At 42.9% G+C, this 23035-nt stretch carries 18 protein-coding genes; 3 read left to right on the top strand and 15 right to left on the bottom strand.

What is annotated here, in order from left to right; all coding sequences use genetic code 11:
* Positions 1-14: 14 nt before the first annotated feature.
* Positions 15-1589, bottom strand: a complete 1575-nt coding sequence (gene guaA / locus DWX96_RS01300) for a glutamine-hydrolyzing GMP synthase (RefSeq protein ID WP_118056559.1) — start codon at positions 1587-1589, stop codon at positions 15-17.
* 162 nt (positions 1590-1751) lie between these two features.
* Here guaA and DWX96_RS01295 point away from each other — a divergent pair, with 162 nt between their 5' ends.
* Positions 1752-2297, top strand: coding sequence for a putative ABC transporter permease (locus DWX96_RS01295; RefSeq protein ID WP_118056560.1), 546 nt, complete (start codon positions 1752-1754; stop codon positions 2295-2297).
* A gap of 2 nt (positions 2298-2299) precedes the next feature.
* On the opposite strand, the gene DWX96_RS01290 is transcribed toward DWX96_RS01295, so the two are convergent.
* From DWX96_RS01290 to DWX96_RS01250, 9 genes are all read right to left on the bottom strand, one after another.
* A complete protein-coding gene (locus DWX96_RS01290; protein WP_118056561.1) occupies positions 2300-3259 on the bottom strand; it encodes a carbohydrate kinase family protein in 960 nt (319 codons plus the stop codon).
* A gap of 29 nt (positions 3260-3288) precedes the next feature.
* Positions 3289-4707 carry a sucrose phosphorylase gene (gene gtfA / locus DWX96_RS01285; protein WP_118056562.1) on the bottom strand — a complete coding sequence of 473 codons (1419 nt, stop codon included), beginning with the start codon at positions 4705-4707 and terminating at the stop codon, positions 3289-3291.
* Entirely contained in the window at positions 4691-7825 is a 3135-nt protein-coding gene (locus DWX96_RS01280) for a glycoside hydrolase family 2 TIM barrel-domain containing protein (protein ID WP_118056563.1), read from the bottom strand. Before DWX96_RS01280 ends, gtfA begins: the two co-directional genes overlap by 17 nt.
* Positions 7826-7837: 12 nt before the next feature.
* On the bottom strand, positions 7838-8653 hold the full coding sequence (locus tag DWX96_RS01275) for a carbohydrate ABC transporter permease (RefSeq protein WP_118056564.1): 816 nt from the start codon (positions 8651-8653) through the stop codon (positions 7838-7840).
* Complete coding sequence (locus DWX96_RS01270; RefSeq protein ID WP_118056717.1) at positions 8650-9492, bottom strand: carbohydrate ABC transporter permease; 843 nt, start codon at positions 9490-9492, stop codon at positions 8650-8652. Before DWX96_RS01270 ends, DWX96_RS01275 begins: the two co-directional genes overlap by 4 nt.
* Positions 9493-9622: 130 nt before the next feature.
* Entirely contained in the window at positions 9623-10939 is a 1317-nt protein-coding gene (locus DWX96_RS01265) for an ABC transporter substrate-binding protein (RefSeq protein ID WP_117698895.1), read from the bottom strand.
* A gap of 302 nt (positions 10940-11241) precedes the next feature.
* Entirely contained in the window at positions 11242-12228 is a 987-nt protein-coding gene (locus tag DWX96_RS01260) for a LacI family DNA-binding transcriptional regulator (protein WP_118056565.1), read from the bottom strand.
* 70 nt (positions 12229-12298) lie between these two features.
* Positions 12299-12559 (bottom strand): sporulation transcriptional regulator SpoIIID, encoded by a 261-nt coding sequence (gene spoIIID, locus DWX96_RS01255; RefSeq protein WP_117698893.1) that lies wholly within the window; start codon positions 12557-12559, stop codon positions 12299-12301.
* Between the two features lie 81 nt (positions 12560-12640).
* Entirely contained in the window at positions 12641-14401 is a 1761-nt protein-coding gene (locus DWX96_RS01250; protein ID WP_147337962.1) for a hypothetical protein, read from the bottom strand.
* Between the two features lie 323 nt (positions 14402-14724).
* Here DWX96_RS01250 and DWX96_RS01245 point away from each other — a divergent pair, with 323 nt between their 5' ends.
* Both DWX96_RS01245 and DWX96_RS01240 read left to right on the top strand, forming a co-directional pair.
* Positions 14725-14976 carry a hypothetical protein gene (locus tag DWX96_RS01245; RefSeq protein ID WP_118056567.1) on the top strand — a complete coding sequence of 84 codons (252 nt, stop codon included), beginning with the start codon at positions 14725-14727 and terminating at the stop codon, positions 14974-14976.
* Positions 14977-15056: 80 nt separating this feature from the next.
* Positions 15057-15824 carry a MerR family transcriptional regulator gene (locus tag DWX96_RS01240; RefSeq protein ID WP_158561802.1) on the top strand — a complete coding sequence of 256 codons (768 nt, stop codon included), beginning with the start codon at positions 15057-15059 and terminating at the stop codon, positions 15822-15824.
* On the opposite strand, the gene DWX96_RS01235 is transcribed toward DWX96_RS01240, so the two are convergent.
* The 5 genes from DWX96_RS01235 to DWX96_RS01215 all read right to left on the bottom strand — a co-directional run bounded on the left by DWX96_RS01235 (position 15817) and on the right by DWX96_RS01215 (position 23015).
* Positions 15817-17193, bottom strand: coding sequence for an MATE family efflux transporter (locus DWX96_RS01235; protein WP_242986219.1), 1377 nt, complete (start codon positions 17191-17193; stop codon positions 15817-15819). The genes DWX96_RS01240 and DWX96_RS01235 overlap by 8 nt on opposite strands.
* A gap of 15 nt (positions 17194-17208) precedes the next feature.
* Entirely contained in the window at positions 17209-17616 is a 408-nt protein-coding gene (locus DWX96_RS01230; protein WP_118056569.1) for a hypothetical protein, read from the bottom strand.
* A 62-nt stretch (positions 17617-17678) separates the two neighbouring features.
* Entirely contained in the window at positions 17679-20084 is a 2406-nt protein-coding gene (locus DWX96_RS01225) for an alpha-galactosidase (RefSeq protein WP_118056570.1), read from the bottom strand.
* A 73-nt stretch (positions 20085-20157) separates the two neighbouring features.
* Complete coding sequence (locus DWX96_RS01220; RefSeq protein ID WP_118056571.1) at positions 20158-21534, bottom strand: glycoside-pentoside-hexuronide (GPH):cation symporter; 1377 nt, start codon at positions 21532-21534, stop codon at positions 20158-20160.
* Complete coding sequence (locus DWX96_RS01215) at positions 21531-23015, bottom strand: DUF6937 domain-containing protein (RefSeq protein WP_118056572.1); 1485 nt, start codon at positions 23013-23015, stop codon at positions 21531-21533. The genes DWX96_RS01220 and DWX96_RS01215 overlap by 4 nt, the downstream gene beginning before the upstream one ends.
* Positions 23016-23035: the final 20 nt, after the last annotated feature.

Genomic DNA, 23035 nt, shown 5'->3' with positions numbered 1-23035 from the left:
GGCATTTTAATCCGTTATTCAAACTCAATCGTTCCAGGTGGCTTACTCGTCAAATCATAGAATACACGGTTTACCCCGCGTACCTCGTTGATGATTCGGCTCATTACTGTTTGCAGTACTGCAAATGGAATCTCTGCGCTTTCGGCGGTCATGAAATCGACGGTATTTACGGCGCGCAGTGCAACTGCGTAGTCGTAGGTTCTCTCGTCGCCCATTACTCCAACGGAACGCATATTGGTTAGGGCTGCGAAATACTGGTTCGGCATCCAGGATGGAGCTTTGCCGTTTTCTTTCTTGTAAGCAGCTACTGCCTTGTCCACTTCTTCCCGGTAGATGGCATCGGCATCCTGTACGATGCGGACTTTCTCAGCATTGACTTCACCGATGATTCGGATACCAAGACCCGGGCCCGGGAATGGCTGACGGAATACCAGATGCTCCGGAATTCCAAGTTCAAGACCGGCTTTACGAACCTCATCTTTGAAGAGGTTACGCAATGGCTCGATGATTTCCTTGAAATCAACATATTCCGGAAGACCACCTACGTTATGGTGGGATTTGATGACAGCGGATTCTCCGCCAAGACCACTTTCTACCACATCTGGATAAATGGTTCCCTGTGCCAGGAAATCAACGGCTCCGATTTTCTTTGCTTCTTCTTCAAAGACACGGATAAATTCTTCACCGATAATTTTACGTTTTGCTTCCGGCTCTGTTACTCCGGCAAGCTTGTTATAGTAACGCTCCTGGGCATTTACACGGATGAAGTTTAAGTCAAACTGACCGTTCGGTCCGAATACATTTTCCACTTCATCTCCCTCGTCTTTACGAAGAAGACCATGATCAACAAATACGCAGGTAAGCTGCTTTCCGATTGCTCTGGATAAAAGACCTGCTGCCACAGAAGAATCCACTCCACCGGACAATGCCAGAAGCACTCTTCCGTTGCCGACTTTTTCACGGATTTCCTTGATGGTATTTTCCACAAAGGAATCCATTCTCCATGTTCCGGCACAGCCACAGACACCACGCACGAAGTTGTGGAGCATCTTGGTTCCCTCTTTGGTATGGAGTACCTCCGGGTGAAACTGGATGGCATAGAGATTCTTTTCACGATTTTCTGCGGCTGCCACCGGGCAGTCTGCAGTATGTGCTACGATTTCAAAACCAGGTGCTGTCTTTGAAATATAATCAAAATGGCTCATCCAGCAAATGGTCTTTTCTTCTACATTCTGGAATAATGGCGAATTCTTATCTACCATTACTTCTGTCTTACCATATTCACGAACCGGTGCTTTTTCTACCTTGCCGCCCAACACATGCATCATGAGCTGTGCGCCATAGCAAAGTCCTAAAACCGGAATACCAAGTTCAAAAAGCTCTTTGCTGTAAGTTGGTGAATCTGCCTCATAACAACTATTTGGGCCTCCGGTCAGGATAATTCCCTTCGGGTTCATCGCTTTGATTGTCTCGATATCCGTGCGGTAAGAATATATTTCACAATATACATTGCATTCACGGACACGTCTTGCAACCAGCTGGTTGTACTGTCCGCCAAAATCAATGACAATAACTTTTTCCTTATCCATGGACGTTTTTCCTCCTAATTTTTGCTGAGACTCGCCCAGCGTCTAAATTTTATTATAGTTGAGCCACCCTGGAAAGACAAGCCCTATTTTGTTTTCGCAAGATATTCTGAGTTGTTATTTGGGGCAGCACATAATTCTTTATTATATGGAAATACTCCCTGTATGCATAAAGACTATCTGATTAAATCCATCACACAATATATTTTCTTTTTCTTTCTGGGATCATTTCTTGGATACCTGTGGGAAGTGCTGCTTTTTTATGTGCAGGATGGGGTTTTCTGTAACCGTGGCTTTCTCTATGGTCCATGGCTTCCGGTCTATGGTGTGGGTGCTGTCCTGATGCTGCTTATTTTAAGACGCTTTCAGAAGCATCCTGTCAAAGTCTTTTTTCTTGCAGCGCTTCTCGGCTCTTTCGTAGAACTTTTTATCGGATGGTTCCTCGCCCAAGTTTTCCACCTGCGTTACTGGGATTATCACGGTTATCCACTGCAGCTTGGCGGTTATATCTGTCTTTATTCTGCACTGGGTTTTGGTATTGCTGGTGTGCTCTGGGTCTGTGTGTTTGCGCGGATTGCCTCCCATTTATGGAGAAAAATGCCAGTACCCCTGCAACACATTTTTCTTACGCTGCTGATACTGGCATTTCTTTTTGATTGTGCCGCCGCACTGATTTTTCCCAACGCCGGGCACAATATCACGTTTTCTTAATTTTATTCTTCCATTTCAGCCATGGTTGGATAAGAGGCAATGGCTCCGGCTTTCTGTACACTCTTTGCACAATAGCGGTTGGAAAAATCAAGGTATACTGCCATCTTATCCGAAGTCAGTTCCGGCAAATCTGCTTCCGTCACACCATCTGCATAGAGTTGATACAGGAAGGAGCCGATAAATGCATCCCCAGCTCCGGTGGTATCCACCGCCTTTACTTTCTCTCCCTTGCTTTGTGCCTTTGCTTTCTTCGTATAACACTCTGCTCCATCTGCTCCCCTGGTATAAATAAGGAGACAAACATTTCCTACAAAAAGTTTTTCTTTTGCTGCTTCAATCGAATCCTCTCCAGTCAGGAAATAAAGTTCCTCATCCGAAAGCTTTAATACATGTGCCAATGGGAGGAATTCCAGCACTGCTTTCTTTAAATCTTCCGGATTTTCCCAGAGTGCAAACCTGAGATTCGGGTCAAAGCTTATAATTGCACCAGCCTCTGTTGCGGCTTCAATCGCCTTTTTATGTGCTTCCTTCATTGGAAAATCTCCCAACGAAACGGAGCAGAAATGCAACGCATAAGCATCCTTAAACCAATCCGCTTCTACTTTTTCTTTTGAAAAAAGCATATCGGCTCCCGGCTTCCGGTAAAAAGAAAATTCACGGTTACCATCTTCCTTTAAAGCCACAAAAGCAAGTGAAGTATTTGCCTCTTTTGTACGAAGTACATGACTGGTTCCGATTCCGTTTTCTTCCAATGCTTCTTCAATTTTATCGCCAAAAGGATCATCTCCAAGCTGCGTTATCATCTCAGATTTACCACCAAGTCTGGTAAATGCACCGCACACATTCGCCGGTGCACCACCTACTTTCGGGCAGAATCCCAGGACATCTTTCATAGGTCTGCCGCTTTCCTGCGGAATAAAATCAATCAGTGCTTCTCCGATTGCATACAGTTTTTTCTCCATCTGATCTGCCTTCCTCTTTTCACCATTTTCTAACTATGTTCAATGGTAAATGTTTTCTTCACAAGGTCTGCCTTTAATACTGCATAGTCTGCTCCGCTGCTTCTTCGAATCTCAAGCAGTCCCTCTTCCGGAAGTTCTACTGCAATATCACCTTCCACATCAAATGCCGGATGGCTATTGCGGAATTCCATTAATTCCAAAAGCTTCTTTACCACCGGACGCTCTACCTCTTTTGCAATCTCTTCCTTCAAATAATAGTGGCGGTTAATATTTCTGCCTTCTTTCGTTGCTTCCAAAAGCTCCAGGTCATTGCTGCCTGCCAGCATGCCTACATAGTAGACCTGCGGAATTCCCGGTGCAAAGAACTGGATTGCACGGGCAAGAAGATAAGCATCATCCTGATTTCCAAGTGCAGAATAGTAAGTCGTATTCACCTGATAAATATCAAGGTTATTGTAGGCTGCCGTATTGTAAATTTTCTTGACATTCGCTCCTTCGGAGAACATCATTTCCTTAGTGCGATCAATCTCTTCATCCGGCATCAGATCCTTCACATCCACAATTCCGATTCCATCATGGGTGTCTAACGTGGTAAACTGATGCTTCGGACTCATTTCCAGCCATTTCTTAAGATAAGTTCCCTTTCCAAAGTAAAGGGCGTTCAATACCAGCACCGGAAGTGCAAAATCGTAAATCCAGAAATTCTGATTGGCAATTTTCATCTGAATACTGTAATGCTCATGAATTTCCGGCAGAATTATCACATCATGTTTCTTTACGATTTCTTCAATTCGATGCAGGAGATTCCAAATTTCCGGTTCCACAAAGAAACAGCTTGTATTCGCTTTCTTTACGGCATAAGCAAATGCATCCAGCCGGATAATGGAAGCATTTTTACTGCACATCAGTTCCAGTGTATCTTCTATAAATTTCTGAACAGCTTTAGATTCCACATTTAAATCAATCTGCTCTTCCCCAAAGGTGCACCAGACCTTCTCGCTGCTTCCGTCAGCAAAGTCCGCATCAATATAAGGTGCTCTTGGTTTTCTTTTATAAATCAAATCTACCTGTTCTTCTGTCGGTTCTCCGTTTTCCCAGAAATCCTTGTATCGGATGAAGAAATCCTTATATTCCGATGCATCCTTTTTTTCTAAAAAATCTTTAAAATACGGAGACTGTCTGGAAATGTGGTTGACCATAAAATCAAACATCAGATAGTATTCTTCTCCGATTTTGCGTACATCTTCATAGGTTCCAAACTGCTCGTCTACCATGTCATAACGCATCGGTGCAAATCCCCGGTCTGCCGAAGACGGAAAGAACGGAAGAATGTGTACGCCACCTACTGCCTTATGAAAATAAGTTTCTAACATTTCTTTTAATTCAGAAAGATTTTTTCCAAGACTGTCTGCATAAGTAATCAGCATAATTTTATTTGTCAGTTTCAAGCTTCTTCCCTCCTTTTATTGTAAATGTAAATTCATATTTTCCCGGCTGTTCCATCCGGTACTGCAGATGTGGTTTGGAAAGCCAGCTATCATCGCCGCCAACTCCCATCTGATGGAGAGACGGACGGAGAATCGTATATTCACTATCCGGCAGCTCGTAAAGATGTCTGGCATTTTCCAGTTCATGCGGTGTATATGGCAACGCTGAAAAATCCATTTCTTCTGCACTAATCCGAAGTCCATAACCATTCTCATCTTCGATTACTGCTTCTCTGACACCACTGCGTCCACCGCTTTCCTGCGGAGCCAGATATTCTGACAGATTTTCCTTTACGGAAAAATGGAATTTTCCAAGTCTGCTGCCCTGACGGCGGTCCCAGTAATTTTCTTCCGGACCGTATCCATAGTAAGTTACTTTATCATATTGCTCCGGGATTCGAAGAAGCATACCAAATTCCGGCATTTCATGAGTCTTGATCTTCTCATTGGCTTCATATTCCATATGGATGGTGAGTGCTCCGTCTTTTCTGATACCATAAGTCACCCTGCACTCATTTCCCGGAATGTTTTCTCCCGCATCAAAGAGACGGTATACATAAGAAATCTCTGCACCATCCTTTGTTTCTTTCAGCTCTGCCGGCATTGCTTTTGCATACATGCTGGCTGTCTTCCAGCATCCGCAACGCAGCGGCATTCCACTTCCTTTGTCATTGTCTGTCGGTGCCCGCCAGAAATTCGGTCTTGGAACGGATACGATAAATTCTTTCTCTTCTACCTGATAAGAGGTCAGTCCGCCACCTTCTTTTGCAAAAAGCATTTTTATATTGCCTGCTCTCACGCCGATATTCATAAGTCCTTCAACCAGTTCAAAATCTTCTGCTTCTCTGATTACTTCTTCCGGAGCTTCCTTTTTTCCTACATACTGGCCAAAGGCAAGCTCATATCCGGCTTTCGCCCATGCAGTATCTTCTTTGGTAAATAAGGAGGCGGTCACCGTAAATTCTCCGGCTATCTTAAGCCCCTTGGAAAGGCTGCTGATATCTATCGTCTCTTCTTCCTGTGGTGCTGCCTGAAGTTCATAAGCATTCTCTGCACATACGCCGTCTTTTGTTGCTATAACAACTTTTAATATATAGTTTTTCAAAGAAATAAATAAATTATCGTTTTTTACAATAACCTTTGTTTCCTCCGGCAAAAGTTTTACACTCTGATACTGGAATTTTACTTCCTGCATCTTTGGAGTCACCTTGCGGTCAGCATAGAGAAGTCCGTTTCCACAGAAGGTTCCATCATTCGGACGGTCTCCGAAGTCTCCTCCGTAGGCTAAATATTTCTCACCCTTTTTATTGGTAATATAAAAGCTCTGGTCAATAAAATCCCAGATAAATCCGCCCTGATATCGCGGTTCTTCTTCCGTAAGCCGGATATATTCGTCCATTCCACCGGTGGAATTGCCCATGGAATGCATATATTCGCAACTGATTACCGGTTTTATCTTTTCATTGACAGAGACTTCACTCTCTCGTAAATATTTCCGCAGTTTTTCCGCCGGAGCATACATAAAGCTCTTCACATCAGAAGTATCCGGATAAGTATCATCAAAGGTAATGCCCTCATAATGCACCAGGCGTTCGGAATCATTTTTCCGGAAGAACTCTGACATTTCATATAAATTGCTTCCACCGCAGGACTCATTTCCGCAGGACCAAAGCAGGATACAGGCATGGTTCTTGTCTCTCTGATACATGGAATTGGCACGGTCTAAGACGTTTTCTCTCCACTCTGCTTTGCTGCCCGGTATCGTCTCACTCATCGGTGCCTTTCCAACTGTTGCAAGGAAACAATCCGCATGGGACTCAAGGTTTGCCTCGTCTATCACATACAACCCCAATTCATCGCAAAGTTCATAGAAATAACTCTGATTTGGATAATGTGAAGTCCGCACTGCATTGATATTATTCTGTTTCATGATAAGAAGGTCATGAAGAATCTCTTCTTTTGTAATACTTCTTCCATGGTCACAGCTTAATTCATGGCGGTTTACACCACGGAATACAATACGTTTTCCATTCAGGCACATGATGCCATTTTCCATAGCAAAATGCCGGAAGCCGATGCGCTGTTTTATTACTTCTATTACGTTATCATCGGAGTCTGTTACTTCTATATATAAGGTATAAAGATTCGGCTCCTCCGCGCTCCAAAGCTTCGGTGCTGTTATTTTTAACTCTGTTCCAGCTTCTGTATAAACTGTCTCTGTCTTTACAACACATTCCTTTTTATCATTGTATAAGGAAATATGCAGCTTGCAACAGGTATCTGCACCGGCTCCTACCGGCTCTTTCTCCTGCCAGTTTTCCTGTGCCGGCTGGTCTTCCTGTTCCGGTACACCCTTCCACTGCAATTTCAAAACTGCTTCTGTCAGATTATCCTGAAACTGCTGGCTTACCTTCAAATCATAGATATGATGTGCCGGCATACGACGCAGTGTCACATCACGGAAGATTCCAGACATCCGGAAGAAATCCTGACTCTCTAAAATACTTCCGGTGCAGAAGTGAAAGACTTCTGCCGCCAGCTTATTTTCTCCCTCGCATACCAATTCTGTGACATCAAATTCTGCCGGTGTAAAAGAGTCTTCGCTATAGCCTGCAAATCTGCCATTTACCCAGAGTGCCATAGCACTTTCCACACCATCAAACCGGAGGGATAACCTGTCCTTTAACATTTCTCCGGTCACTGTAAAAGAATGTACATACATTGCTACCGGATTATATTTCTTTGGAATTTCTTTGCCACGGACAGCTTCTTTTCCATCCCACGGATACTGGGAATTCACATACTGCAATTTGCCATAACCAAAAAGCTGGATGGAAGAAGGCACCATAATCTCATCCCAGTCGCCGCTGTCATAATCCTTACGATAAAAGCCCTCTATGACTTCCGCTAAGTTGTTGGCATATGCAAATTTCCATCTGCCATTGAGGCTGGTGAGAAAACTGCTTTTCCCACCGTCTGCCTCTTTTCCGGTTGCATAATATCCATGGTCTGAATGCGCCGGCATCCGCCGGATTGCAAAACAGTCTGGCTCATAAATTACATTTTCGTTAAATTCCATAGCTCTTCTCCTTTATGATTTTACAGAACCGGTAATTCCTTCTACAAAGTTCTTCTGTAATACGAAGAATATAATCAACATCGGAATTGTAGAAATCGTGACTGCAAGCATCATGCTTCCATAATCAATGGTATATCGTGCGGTCAGTCCAGATACCAGAATCGGCATAGTCTTGGAATTTTCATTCTGTAATACAATCAACGGCCACATATAACTGTTCCATGCATTCATAAAGCTTACGATTGCTGCTGCTGCGTAGGTAGATTTCATAATTGGTAAGAACATTTTAAAGTAAATGCCCCATTCACCTACTCCATCAATCCGGGCTGCTTCAATGATTTCATCCGGAAATGATTTTGCTGCCTGGCGGAACATGAATATCATAAATGCAGTAGAAACGGTCGGTAAAATACATCCAACGGTTGTATTTAAAAGTCCCATCTTTCCAAACATACGGAACAGCGGAATTACAGTTGCAGCAGTCGGTACCATCATGGAAAGTAATAGGATGGACATAATTTTATTTTTGTATTTATCATGAAATTTCTCGAATCCATAACCTGCCAGTGAGCAGACAAATACATTTAAAACCATGGAAACCACTGCGTTCCGGATGGAATTCCACATTGCCTGTGAAAGAACCGTTGTATCCAAAAGAGATTTCAAGTTTTCCATCAGGTAATTGCCTGGAAGAATTTTTCCTGCAATGACATCCACACTTTTATTGGTTCCACTGACAATCATCCAGTACATTGGGAAGATGGAAATGATTGCGACCAGAATCAGGAATACATATTTCCAGAAATATACGATTTTTCTTTTACTCATTTCTCATCACCTACTTTCATCTGAATAAAGGCAAGGATTGCCACCAGGATAAATACTACATAAGAAATTGCGGATGCATATCCAAAGTTTGGATTTCCTGCAAAAGACAAATTGTATATGTAGTGGGATATTGTCATGGACGTATTTGCCGGTCCACCATTGGTAATATTCATAGACTCATCGAAGAGCTGTAAGGTTCCATTGGTTGACATAATTGCTGTCAGTAAAATTGTCGGACGAAGCATCGGGATTGTAATCTTAGTAAACTTCTGGAATGCATTGGCTCCATCTACAACTGCTGCTTCATAAATAGAACTGTCAATATTCTGCAATGCTGCCAGGAAAAATATCATATTATAACCGGTCCATCTCCACAATAATGCCAGTACGATTACAATTCGTGCGGTCCAGGTATTTCCCAGCCAGTTGATTGGAGATGCAATCAGATGCAGATTCGTAAGAATCGTATTGATGAATCCGTCCACAGAGAAAAGGGAACGGAAAATAATGGAATACGATACCAGGGAAGTAGTACATGGTAAGAAAATTGCAAGGCGGAAAAACCATTTTCCTTTTAATCTCTTATCATTCAAAAGTGATGCCAAGAACATTGCCATCACCAGCATGATTGCCACTTCTAAGATCAGATAAATAAAAGTATTGCTTAATGTCATTTTAAAAATTTTATCCTGGAACATTCTTTTATAATTAGAAAATCCGGTAAAAATCATGTTCGTTCCGCTTCCGCGTTTTAAGGATAAAATAAAGGACTGTATCATCGGCACGAAATTGAATATGACAATCATTATCGATGCCGGTATTACGAATGTCCATCCCATAATCTTTCTTTTCTTCGTTTTCACTGTTGTACCTCCAATTCGTATCGACTTTACAGCTTTCCCTTCTTCTTGAAAATTCTGCCTGCACAGCAGCTGCTATGCAGGCAGTTTGTAAAGTGCTAATGCTAATTTATTCGCTCATTGCAAATGATACAGTATCATCTGCTTCTTTTAACGCTTCCTGAATATCCTGTCCCTGCTGAATCTGGGTAAGTGCTGTTCCAAGTGCGGATTTTGCTTCCTCCCAGTACTGGCCTAATGTGATAGCCGGTACTTCAGCACCGTAGTTGGCAAATTTCTCATAAATCTTATCGCCACCGAAGAATTCATTTTCCTGTGAGTATGCATCACTTTCTGCTGCCGGAAGGTAGGTTGCTACTGCACCGGTAGTAGGAAGAATAGTATCATAAAGCTCCGTGCTGCTTGCAAATGTGTTCTTTAAGAAATCGATAGCAAGGTCTTTGTTTGGTGAGTCATTCATAACCATCCATCCTGCACCACCATTGTTACTGTAGTTGGTTGCATTTGGAGCATTGTCCAGTCTTGGCATTGTAGTAACGCCCCAGTCACCGGACTGATCTTCCTGCGCCTGAATGGTACTTGTAATCCAGCATCCATTGATTACGCTTGCTACTGTTCCGTTGTTAATGGTTCCAATATACTGATCCCAGTCATTTACTTCTACTAAAATTCCCTTGTCAACCATGGTCTCATAATCTTCTACAGCTTCTGCAACTACATCATTTCCTGCAAAATTCGGATTGCCGTCTTCATCAAACATGCTGTCTCCTGCACTTCTTAACATTGCAATCAGTAAGTCAGGTCCACCAGCCTGTGCGCTTAATAATGGTTTTCCGGTCTTTGCTAATACATCTTCACCAAGTTCAATGAATTTGGACCATGTAATATCGGTAAAGTCATCGATAGAATAACCAGCTTCACCGATTACATCGGTACGAATATATAATGCGGTTACACCACTGTCGAATGGTACATTGTAATTCTTTCCATCTACTGTTCCAATTGCTGTTTTATAACTTGCAAATTTGGAAAAATCGATTCCGGAATCAGATAAATCTGCAAATAAGTCCGGATAGTTCTTTACATTATTTAATAAAGCAGTGTCATTCATAAGAATGATGTCTGGCAGTGTATCGGTCTGTCCAGAGGTTGCTGCTGTTGTAAGCTTGGTCTGAATATCCTCCCAGGATGTTTCTACTACATTTACGTTTACATCCGGATGGTCTTTCTGATAAATCTTTTCTGCCTCTTCCATTGCCGGAATATTAAAGGTTGCATCCCAGCACCAAACGGTCAGTTCGTTTGAAGATGCTTCGGTATTTGAAGCGGAATTGTTTCCATTATCAGAGCTGCTGGTGGAACCACATCCAACCATTCCAATTGTCATTGCTGCAGTAAGAATTGCAGCCAAAATCTTTTTCTTCATTTGTCTTCCTCCTGTCATTGTAAAAAGTATCTCTTCCCCGTTCCTTATATTTTCTTATCGTGAACGCGTTTCACTTGATTACATTTCTAATATAATACCTCTTTTGCAAAATGTCAAGCGGTTAACATACAAAATGTTAGATTTTCACAAGATAGCGTCCTATTTTTTGTTCATAATGCACTAATATTAACCAATTTATCCGGTTTTATCACAAAAAATAGTTCTTAATTCATGTCAACCGAGGAACACGAACCAGGAACTATCATTTATTCTTTTATTTACTTATTATTTCTGTCAATCTATTACTTTTCTTTTGTTGTACCGCGCTTCATAAGGCTGACCGGAAGTACCACCTTCGCCGGCATTACGCCGCCACCGCGTTTTTTTAAGATAGCATCCACTGCTAACTGTGCCATTTCCTTAATCGGCTGCCGGATGGTTGTCAGCATCGGATTTACCAATGTTGCAATATTGACATCATCAAAACCTACAATCTGCACATCCTCCGGAACCCGCTTTCCAAGAGCACTGCATGCCTGAATGGACTGGGCTGCAATAACATCACTGCTGGCAAAAATCCCATCCATTTCCGGATATTTCTGCAGTGTCTGCTTGATATTTTCCAGATATTCCATCACACTGTAGGATGCCTCGCTTGTCTCTATTTCATGATGCCGGATTCCATATTTCTCACAGACTTCCCGAAAACCTACACAACGTCTGTCTGCCGGCATCACCTGACGCTCTACTCCACTGAAATGTACAATTTCTTTACATCCGCATTTAGCAAGATGCTCTGTGGCAAGCACTCCGCCCATATAGTTGTCACACTGAATATTGCAGTCCCCCAATGCATCATCACACTCTATGGTAACAATTGGAATATTCAGGTTCAGGAATTCATTGGCACTTACCGTTCCACTGCACAATATAATTCCCGCCACCTGATTACTCTTAAACATCTCTACATATTTCCGTTCGTTGCTGCGCTCCTCCTTGGAATTGCAGACAATCATTTTATAATTCTCTGCTGCTGCCGCTGATTCAATATTGCTTAAAAGCTTTGCAAAATACGGATGAACGATATGCGGTACGATTACGCCAATCGTGCTGGTATGCTGTTTTGAAAGAGAACGGGCTACCTCATTGGGCTGATAGCCTATCTCCTTCATGACATCATATACCTTCTGCCTGGTCTTCTCACTGATATATCCACGGTTATTAATTACTCTCGAAACAGTCGTAACAGTTACCCCTGCCCGTTCTGCCACATCCTTTAACGTACTCAAAATTGTCTCCCTTCTCCTTGGTTATTACTATAACGATAGCACTTTTATATCATTATGTCAACATGACATATCAACCAGTCATATGCTGATGAAGATATTTTTCTCTCGTTGCCAGTCCCCCACGGATATGACGCTCCGACTTATTGACGTCCAGCACTTTCCTTGCTTCCCGCGCCAGAGTCGGATTCACCTGGGATAAACGTTCTGTTACGTCCTTATGTACCGTGCTCTTACTGATTCCAAACTGCTTTGCGGTCTGACGCACTGTCGCATTGTTATCTATAATGTATTTGGCTATTTCTACGGCTCTTTCTTCTATATAGCTTTTCAAAGAAAATCCCCTGCAATACTTGTTTTTACATTGTATGCAGAGGATTTGCTTTTATGTATGGCTTTTTATCTCATCTATATTCTATTTCAAATAACCCTTTTTCCCTGTGAATACTACTGCCGCTCCGCATAATGCCAAGAGTACAAGCAGATATCCAACCGGTGATTCATCGCCCGTTTTCAATACTTTTGTTTTCTGTGCTGTGGTCTGGTCTGCAGTTGCATTATTACTTCCATTTGTTGTATCAGCTTTCTTCGCAACGGTAAATTCGGCGGTTGCTTTCTTTTCTTCCCCACTGATAGAAGACACAATCGCAACCGTATGCTTTCCGGTAGCAAGGCTTTCTAAGTATTCTGCAGTAAAGGTGACAATGGTAGAGCCTTCTGTTACCGTATAGTTTTTCGCATCTACTACGGTGCCATCCACTTCTACACGAACAAAACTGCTGATACCTGCATCACTGCGGAAACGAAGCGTTGCACCACTTTCCTTTGTCCATTCTCCACCGGCACCTTCAATAATGACCGGTGCTGCCGGTTTATAATCCGGGTTCTTCTCATTACAACCTTCCCGTCTGCAGACTTCTGCATTGTTGCTAAAGTCATGTCCTAATGGATTTCCACTGGTAAATGTCTCTGTTCCCTTTGCCCCACACAGCTTACAGGATTTGTAGTAAACTGCCGGTGCCGTACAGGTTGCTGCTGTTTTCAGATAGGAATCTGATACTGTTTCCACCCATTCACCATGCTTGCATGTAATTGTAAATTCTTTTGTTGCTTTCGTATCTGTTCCAACCGTAATCTGTGCCTTATAACTGCCCGGTAACTTTGGTGCACCTCCAACGGCTTCTGCTCCGCTGTTGTCACTGTTGGTCTTTGTGTCTGTTCCACTCAGATAATATACGATTTCCGGAACCGGAAGATTAAGTCTCTTCCAGTCTTCGGATGTTGTTATATTGGCAGCTTTTGCTGTTCCATCATAGTCTGTATTCTCAGCTGATAAGGATAACCATAAAGATGCATCTTTCTCATTGCAGTCTTCCAGGCCACTGCAGGCTGCAAGAATACGGCTTCCATCTTTGCCTTCATCCACTGCATAACTCCATGTGTGACTGTGCTTCCACTCACCAATCAGGAGTGTTTTGGCAGATTTTTGACCTACTTCAATATGACCTCTCCAAACTTGTGGCGTATCTGTCAATTCTGAAATATCTGCCATCATAGCTGTAGAACCTTTCATTGACATGGCATCTCCAACTGTAATGCATGCATCACTTTTTCCATATCCATCTGATGTGAAAATGGCACCCCAGTCAAGTCCATCTGCAGTCGCATAAAGGGAACCATTTGGACTATTCTCAATACTTACACTTCCACATCCAAAAATTGCAAAATCACCATAGGTTCTGGATTCTTCTTTTATGCTGACCAGCTCATTGTTTCCAACCAGTGTAATATGAATGTTATCTACATAGCTTAATACATTATAAGAATAAGATTTTAATTTTAAATTAGAAAATGTCACCTTTGAAAAACTGTCAAGTGGTGGTTCATTATATTCTCCCAGCTCAATAATATCTGATGTGGGCTCCGCATTTTCATCCATTGCAATCGTAATGTCATCTGTCAGAATGGTAAGCGAATTTCTATTTCCAGATCCATATTTTCCATAGGTATAATCGACTCCTTCTACAATCGTCCCCGAATCCCTTGACAACGTAAATGGTCCTGCCTGAACCGAATTTGTGGCTGCCTTTGTCTCAACTGTCATCCCCTGCATAAGACCTGCCATCATCATCAACGCAAGTAACAAGGAAAATAAACTTTTCTTCTTTTGTTTCATGTACATCCTTCCCTTCTTAAATTACTTTTTTTCTTTCTTTTTTCACTTTTCACACTCTCAATGCTGTGTTACAATTACACTGTTATTTTACACCGCACATCAATGTACGATGCAATCATTTTACAAATTTTGCCGATATTTGAGAAAAGAAATATGATATGGAAATTTTTGAAGAGTTAAAGAGTGTTGCTTTGTCTTAAAATACCACAGTTCTAAAATACATGTTTTGCTTTTCTTTATGAAAGCCCGTCTTTCCAATGTTTGACAGTCTGCGCCGGCTGTCCGCCTGCATACAGATACATAAACAAGCCTGTTAGGAGGTCTTGGCATTCTGTTATGCAACCGGCAATGCAGGCACAGGGATGTGCCTGCAAGGCGCAGTTGAATATGGATATGAATTTGCGCCGGTTGCCGGAATCATAAACTTATTTGCCAGAATGTCTAGACCTCCTTACGGGTTTGTGGAAGTATCTGTCGCAGACGGACAATCGGTGCAGCCGGTCAAAGCAACGGAAAGACAGCTTATGACCAAGCAAAACATACACTTAAGAACTGTTGGCATTTTAAGGCAATAAGCAAACCCTCTTTATTTCTTCAAAAATTTCTAAATCCATTCTTTTCACAATCACCGAATAAATAAAAAGGGGGAAACATTTTGAAAGAACTGTTTTCAATTGGAGATGCCGCAGACTTTGTGGGCATCACAAGAAGAATTATTTTAAATTATGAAGCTCATGGACTGGTTTTTCCGGATGTAAAAGAAGACCCATCCGGCAATCGTTACTATACCATTGATACACTGACGAAGATTCGAACCATCCGCTCGCTGCAGAATCTTGGCCTGTCACTAGATGAAATCCATGGCTACTTTGACAACTCCAACGACCTTTTATCCATGGTTCGAAGGCTGGAAGCTTTGCGGGATGAATTAAATGCCAATATCAAAGCCTTATACGAAAGAATCAATCAGGGATTTGAATCAATGGAAATCATTACAATTCCACCACAAACGGTGTACTGCCGCAAAACGGAAAGTGACAGCATCGCAGAAAAGACGAATTTGTTAAGAGAGGTTGCCTTGGAAGCACTGCAGAACTATGGTCCGGCACATACCGGGCAGATTTATTTTACGGAAGCTCCCATTACGGATGCAAAGGATATGTCCTTTTTTGCTGTTGTCCCGGCAGGAAGCAAGGGTGAGCACATTTTAAATCTCCCCGCCCAGAAAGCAGTCTGCCTCTATCATCATGGAGCGTATGAAGAATTGCCATCGGTTCATGATACCCTGCTTTCCTATACCAGAGAACAAAAACTTACACCGGTTGGTATCTTCCGTCACTGCTATTTAGAGGGACCGCCACAACATAAAGATAAAAGTAAATTTATTACCCAGGTACTGCTTCCGCTAGCATGTTCTAAATGACATGTATCCGGCTCCACCTGCCACTTAGATACCGGACACTGAATGCGATAGCACGAAGCGTCCAATCGGCAAACATGCCAATCCACACCGCCATTGGTCCGAAACCACAGCTGCGGATCAGATAAACACACAGTGCAACACGGCAGAACCACATGGTAAGACTGGATAAAATCATGGAGAATTTCACATCTCCGGCAGCACGCATGCCATAAGCCGGGATAAATGCCAGCACCCATACAATCGGTTTTACAATCGTAATTGCTATTATCATTTCCATGCAGAGGGAGGCACTTTCTGCTTCCATTCCAGCTAAAAATGTAACCGGCTTTGTCAATAAAAATACCACTGCACAGGAAATCAGAATAACAATTTCTGCATAGCCGCAGAGTTTCACCATATAATAACGCGCCTCTTCCACTTTTCCGGCTCCAATACATTGTCCTACTACTGTCATCAGTCCGATTCCGATTCCAATGGCTCCGATTCCATTTAAATTTTCCAGAATAATGGTCATTGCCTGCGCGGCAATGGCTGCCGTTCCAAGGGTTGATACGCTGGACTGGATTGCCAGCTTTCCGAACTGGAACATTCCGTTTTCAATTCCGGATGGAATTCCGATAGAAAGAATTTTTCCAATCAATGGGAAATTTGGCCGGATTTTAAGATAATGATTTACCACAATCACCTGATCCGGTTTCCGCAGATTCCAGAAAATGACTACTGCACAGAAGATTCTTGAAAATAAGGTAGAAAGAGCTGCTCCTTCCACGCCCATTTTTAATCCAAAGATAAGCACTGCATTTCCGGCAATGTTGAGTCCATTGGAAAGGACAGAAATCATCATTGGAAAACGACTGTTTCCTGCTGCCCGGTAAAAAGCTCCACCGGCATCAAAAAGTGCAATGAACGGAAATGAAATTGCAGTCAGCAGGAAGTAAATCATAGAATTATCCATAACAGCCTCTTCTACCTGGCCAAAAATCAGATGCAGCAGTGGTCCACGAAATATAATACAAAATATAGACAATACCGTAGAAATCGTCAGTACGCTTAAAGTCACCTGTCTCGCAGCCTCATTGCTGGACTCCCGGTCTCCCCTTCCAAGATACTGGGAACAGATAATTGCTGCTCCTGCTCCTAATGCCGTAAATACCTGTATGACCAGTACATTGATGGAATCCACCAGTGATACCGCAGAGATTGCCGCACTTCCCACATTGCTTACCATCATGGTATCCGCCATTCCCATAAAGGAATTCAAAAGCTGCTCTACCATTATCGGCAGAAGCAGCGTAATAAGTTGCTTATTGGAAAACATCATATGTTCCCGGTCTAATTTTGTTGCATCATATAATCTTATCTTTCGCATTTTTTATTTCACTTCTTACTCTTTTACTACCGGTATAAAATCCTCTGTATCACCGCAGAAGAAGCCTCCTGCACCGGCGATGATTTTCTGCATGATTTTTTGCATAAATGCATAGTTTTCTGTGTCAATTGTGACAGCAAAAAGAGCATGAATGTCATGCTCTTTTAAATAAGCATTGGCATATTCATCCTTTAAATCAACTGCAATCTCCTCGATATCCATGGAATGATGCTCCGGAACCTCCACCTCTAATACTCCCGCCTCTTTCCAGATTTCTGTTTCGATGCCATCCATTCCCTCTAATGCATTTTCAATCTCTGCTACTGTGATGGAATTTGGATTCATATAAAGCCACTCTTTGGTAACGGTGGCTGTGCCTGCTTTCTTTTCTCTTATTTTCTTTAACTTTGATTTATTCTTCATATCCGCTCCTGTTTGTGTTTATGGATATGTTCATCTTAGCACAAACATGGACTTCTGTCTCCCTACTTTTTTACTTCTCCATCCATAAAATATAAACGGGATGCAAAATCCGGGTAGTGCCTTACCTTATCATTGTATCCAGTTCCGCCAAATGCCGGGCTGACATGAACGCCGCCATACATTAAGGTATCTCCATATGCATGGAAGTCTTCCGTCTCGCCATCCATTTTTACCAATTTCGAAAGCACCTGATGGGTCAGGGAATCCTGTCTGATATGAACCGGCGAAACCGTATTTACCAGATCACCGAATTCTTTGATATTATATTTTAATTTACGGTTGTAGAAATGGTAACGGACATCCGGCAGCAATCCCTTCGGATAATAAGTCTGCTGCTGCGTATTTGGTACCACTAATTTCTGCATCAGCATACCCACTGCTTTGGTGCCATCTTCCGATACGCAGGTCCACTCCATCTGGTTACCGGCTTCGTCCGCTAAAACACTGCCACCCATTCCACTCTGTGCTCCGTCGCAAAAGCTTCTGCCCCGGTAAAAGGTTCCCTGCTGCAATACCTTCCGCCATTTCTTATACAATGCAATCTGCTCCTTCATGGCTTCCTTTTCTTCTTTTTTCATATCACAGAGGTTGCATTCATAGCCGAAGCTTCCAAAGCATGCCACCTGAAATCTTGTCTCTAATGGCGTATTCCGCAGCGTCTGGTGATTCGGGCAGGCAGACACATGGGCACTGACTGCTGACAGCGGATAACCGTAACTATAATTTTCTTCTATCTCCGCCCGGCACAATGCATCCGTATCATCACTGCCCCAGATCTGCGGAAAATAACATAAGATTCCAAGGTCAAAACGGTTGCCGCCTGCCGCACAGCCTTCAAATAAAATCTCCGGAAACCGTTCCGTCAGTTTCCTCATACACCGGTATAATCCTAACACATAACGGTGTGCCACTTCTCCCTGCCGTTCCGGTGGAAGTGCTGTGGAATAATAATCGCTGAAGGTCCGGTTCATGTCCCATTTCACATAGGAAACGTCCGCTAAAGAAAAGACTTTACTCATGCTCTCAATAATATAATCCTGTACTTCTCTTCTTCCCAAATCTAAAATCCGCTGGTTTCTTCCTTCCGAATGAGGCTGCCCCGGAATCTCAATCGTCCAGTCCGGATGAGCCACATAAAGTTTGCTTTTCACATTGACCATTTCCGGCTCCACCCAGATTCCAAACTGCAGTCCCAGTCCATGAATCTTATCAGATAAGCCCTTAAGACCGCCCGGCAGCTTCTTCGTATTTGCTTCCCAGTCTCCTAAGGAACTGCTGTCATCCATCCGCTCGCCAAACCAGCCGTCATCCATTACAAATAATTCTATGCCAACTTCTTTTGCTTCCTTTGCCAGCTTCAGTAACTTCTTCTCACTGATGTCAAAATAGGAAGCCTCCCAACTGTTAAGCAGTATCGGCCGCTCCTTCTTCTGCCAGGTTCCACGGATAATATGCTCCCGGATAAAATGATGCAGCCTCTGGCTCATCTGGTTAAATCCGTTTTCTGCATATGCCATCACTGCCTCCGGTGCCTGAAAGCTTTCTTCCGGCACCACTTCATAGGAAAATGCCTGTGGATTGATTCCTGTCACCAGACGCATTTTGCCAAAGCTGTTTACTTCTGTTGCTTCATAGTGATTACCGGAATAGATAAGGTGAAAACCAAAGCATTCCCCGGCATCCTCTGTAGTCTTCGGCCGGCTTAGCATCACAAAGGAATTGGCCCGGCTGGAGGTGGTTCCGGTATAGGAAGCATTTACTAATTTTCCTGCTATTACCGGCATATCACTCCGCTTCATTTCTCTTGCCCAGGCTCCATGAAATGTAGTAAATGCATAATCATGCCCATCAAAGTCAAGCTGCAGGCTCATCAGCCGTTTCAACTGCACAGCTTTCTTTCCGTTATTATAGAATTTCGCACTGCGGCTGATGATGTCACAGGATGGATAGACATAATAATACAATTCCAGTGCCAGCTCATTTCCTTCGTCCGCAAGCCGGATACAAAGCTGCTCCACTTCCTCTTCGCTGCCATAGGAACCCGGCAGTTCCGCAAAGGCTTCCTTACCTTTGGTTATCTCTGCTTCCCTGTATACAAAATCTATCGTATTGCTTCCATTGGCATTCACCACTTCCACAAAAGGCTCTCTTATATCTCCTTTTCCATAGGAGGACATTTCAAGGCGCATATCCTCTAAGGAATATGCTTTCTTCTCTTCGTTATACAGATTCACATTACCCGGTGCAAAGACATGCTTTTCCACCAGCGGCTGCATATCTGCTTCGTCCTCGATATGAAGTTTTCTGCCATAATAAAGATGTTCCAGCTGCCCGGTAGGAAGTACCCGGAAGCAATAGGTGGTATGGTCGGTATCCAGAATAAAATAATTCTTTTCCTTACGAATCATAAATAAATTCCTTTCTCTTTCATCCTGCTTTTTCTGCTTACTGTTTCTGCCTGCTGTTTTGCTTAATGTCTGTTTATGCTTCTTTCGCTTTAATCTGATCTGTGATTTCCTGCACTTTTTCTTCTGTCAGGATAAATTTCTTACGGAATACCAGCACTGCAATCAGCAAGCCGATAATCGGAATTCCTGCCATTGTCATGCGGAGTCCTAAAAGGGAGCTGCCGGATGCGACAGCTGCGGCTGCTGTTTCTGCAGTATCATTACTTAAGTGGCAGAGATTTAAGCAGATAGAAGCTGCCAGTGCGGCTACTCCGGATGCCAGTTTTACTACAAAGGTCTGCATGGAGAAGATAACGCTCTCGTCTCTCCGGTTATTTTTCAGTTCGCCATAGTCCACGGTATTTGCAAGAAATACGGTGGTAAGTACCGTCAGCATTCCAAAGGCTGTAAAGATAAAGAATGACGGAATAAATAATAACAATAAGTTTGACATATTTGTCAGTGTCAGTATAAATAATACACCATAACCTGCGATTGCCATAACAAAGCTTACATAAAATACCTTCAAGACACTTAAGAATTTACGCAGCAGTGGGAAGAATATCATCATGGAAATAATCTGGATTCCACCACCAAAGGTATTGAATAAAGTATAGCTGTTATACCACGCGTCCCCGCCAAAATCATATTTGAAAAAATAAATCAAAAGGTTTGAAGTAATATAAAGAGAGCAGTTAATCAGCACTATCGTAATAACAACGGTCATTGCCTGGTCATTCTGTAACAATGCCTTAAACATCTGTCCCACTGACGGAGAGTCCACATTTACGGTGGATTTTTCTTTGATGCTCATACAGGTAATGGTGATAAAAATCACAAATAACACTGCAATGATTAATGCAAACCATTTGAAACCGGCACGTTCATTGCCCTGCCCTAATAAAACCACACATTTTACCGTGATAATAGTAATCAGTGCAGAGCCCACGCCTGCACAGGATCGGGCAAGGGTAGAAAGTCCCTCTCTTTCTTTGCCGCCTTCGGTAAATGCCGGAATCATGGACCAGAATGGAATATCCATCATGGTATAAGTAACGCCCCACAGCACATAGGTTACTGCTGCATAGGCAACCAGTCCACCGCCATCTAATGCAGGTGGTGCCGCAAACATCAGATATAAAATTACTGCATTGGTTATGGTTCCAATCAGAAGCCACGGACGGAACTTACCCCAGCGGGTTCTCGTCTTGGCTACGATAATTCCCATAACCGGGTCATTGAATGCGTCAAATACTCTTGCTGCCATCAGGATAATTCCCATTGCAATGGCACTGACACCCAAAATATCCTGATAGTAATATAAAATGTAACTTGCAGAAAGCATGTATACCATGTCTTTGCCAACTGCACCAAGGCCATATGCTACTTTTTCTTTTGTTGTTAATCTCATTGTCCTTCTCCTCCTTTTCGTAAGCCCATTGCCAGTTCCACTACCCTGTATGCGCCATCGTAAATCCCCTGTTTCTTATTTTCCATAATTGCTTCACACATATCGGTAAGCAGATGGTCTGAGCTTTGGAATAATTCCATCATCTGCAGGGTATGTGGAATATCACGGCATTCCAGGGTACCGTCCCCAATCTCTGCGGAATGGATGGCACCCCACTGTTCATGTCCACCCACTCTTTTGATAAAGAGCTTTGGCACCGGATAAAATGCCAGTTCGCTAGGCTTTGTCACCAGTACATCGCAGCTTCGCATCAAAAGATTCGTGCAGTACACTGCTTCAAAAATATTCTTATGGTAGAAGCCATGGACTCCGGTTACTTCCCCATCCAGTGCAGCTTCGGCAAACTGCTTTGTATTCTCCCAGTCATCAAAATGCTCCGTTGCTGCATTTTTAAGTCCCGGAATTTCCTGTAATAATTCTTCCCAGACATTCCGGTAATCTCCCACATTGACATAAAGTGCTGCCCTGCCTTCCCGGATTGCCGGCAGCAGATATCTGATAATAGCCGCAAAAATTTCTCTCTGGGCTCCTGCTCCGCCGATGGTTAATAAGAAACGCATCGGTTTCTTCTCCTGCTTTCTTTTAATTCTCGCTTCGCAGTCTGCTTCAATATTGCTTACCAGCTCATGGTCAATATAATGTCCCGTGTATATAAGATCTTTTTCCGGCATAGGATTTAAGACATCTTTTCCCTGCATGCCATTTAAAATCCGATAACCCTGATACGCATAATGAGTCTGCACCGTATGAAGGCTTCCTTCGGATAAATGCAATGCCATCGGCCAGTTATCCGGAATCGCATTGACTACATATTTCATGCCGGCATGTATAGCTGCCTGTGCCGGCCACACATGGGTTGCTACCACCGGAATTTCCTTTGGTACATTCCGGTAAACCGGAGCCATAAGCTCTGCATTTTTCTGGTCGGAGGCATTATAGGAAAGCTTCCGGAATCCCTCATAGTTCATTGGCTCCCACACCAGTTTATTAAAGAGCTTACTCTTACCGGAAAGTCTAGAACCCAGAGAATACAAATCATTCTGTGCGCCGATTACTTTGGTGCAGGTCGTCTGCTTATAGGAATTCAAGTCCATCCAGTATGGGATATAACCCATGGATTTTGCTGCTGATGCGATTGCCATGGAAATCCGGTAATGTCCAAAACCCATACGGATATTTCCTACGATAATGCCTTTTTCTTTGTCAAATTCCAGTTTCGAAGCCTCTTTCTGCTCCGGCAGCAGCACATCCACAACACCAAGGGAATCTCCGATATGTACATTTTCTTTTAACACTACCGGATAATCTGTCTTACTGTCATCCCCAAATTTCTTTTGAAACTTCTTCTTACTCTTTACCGCTTTCCGGTACACCTTCTGCGGCATTTTGTTTCCGAAGATTTCCCTTGATTTCTCCTTCATAGATACCCTCCTTATCGTTA

Source organism: Roseburia sp. AF22-2LB (genome assembly GCF_003461125.1).
GTDB lineage: Bacteria > Bacillota > Clostridia > Lachnospirales > Lachnospiraceae > Roseburia_C > Roseburia_C amylophila.
Note: the sequence above shows the minus strand (reverse complement) of the source record. Positions and strands in the feature narration are given on the sequence as shown.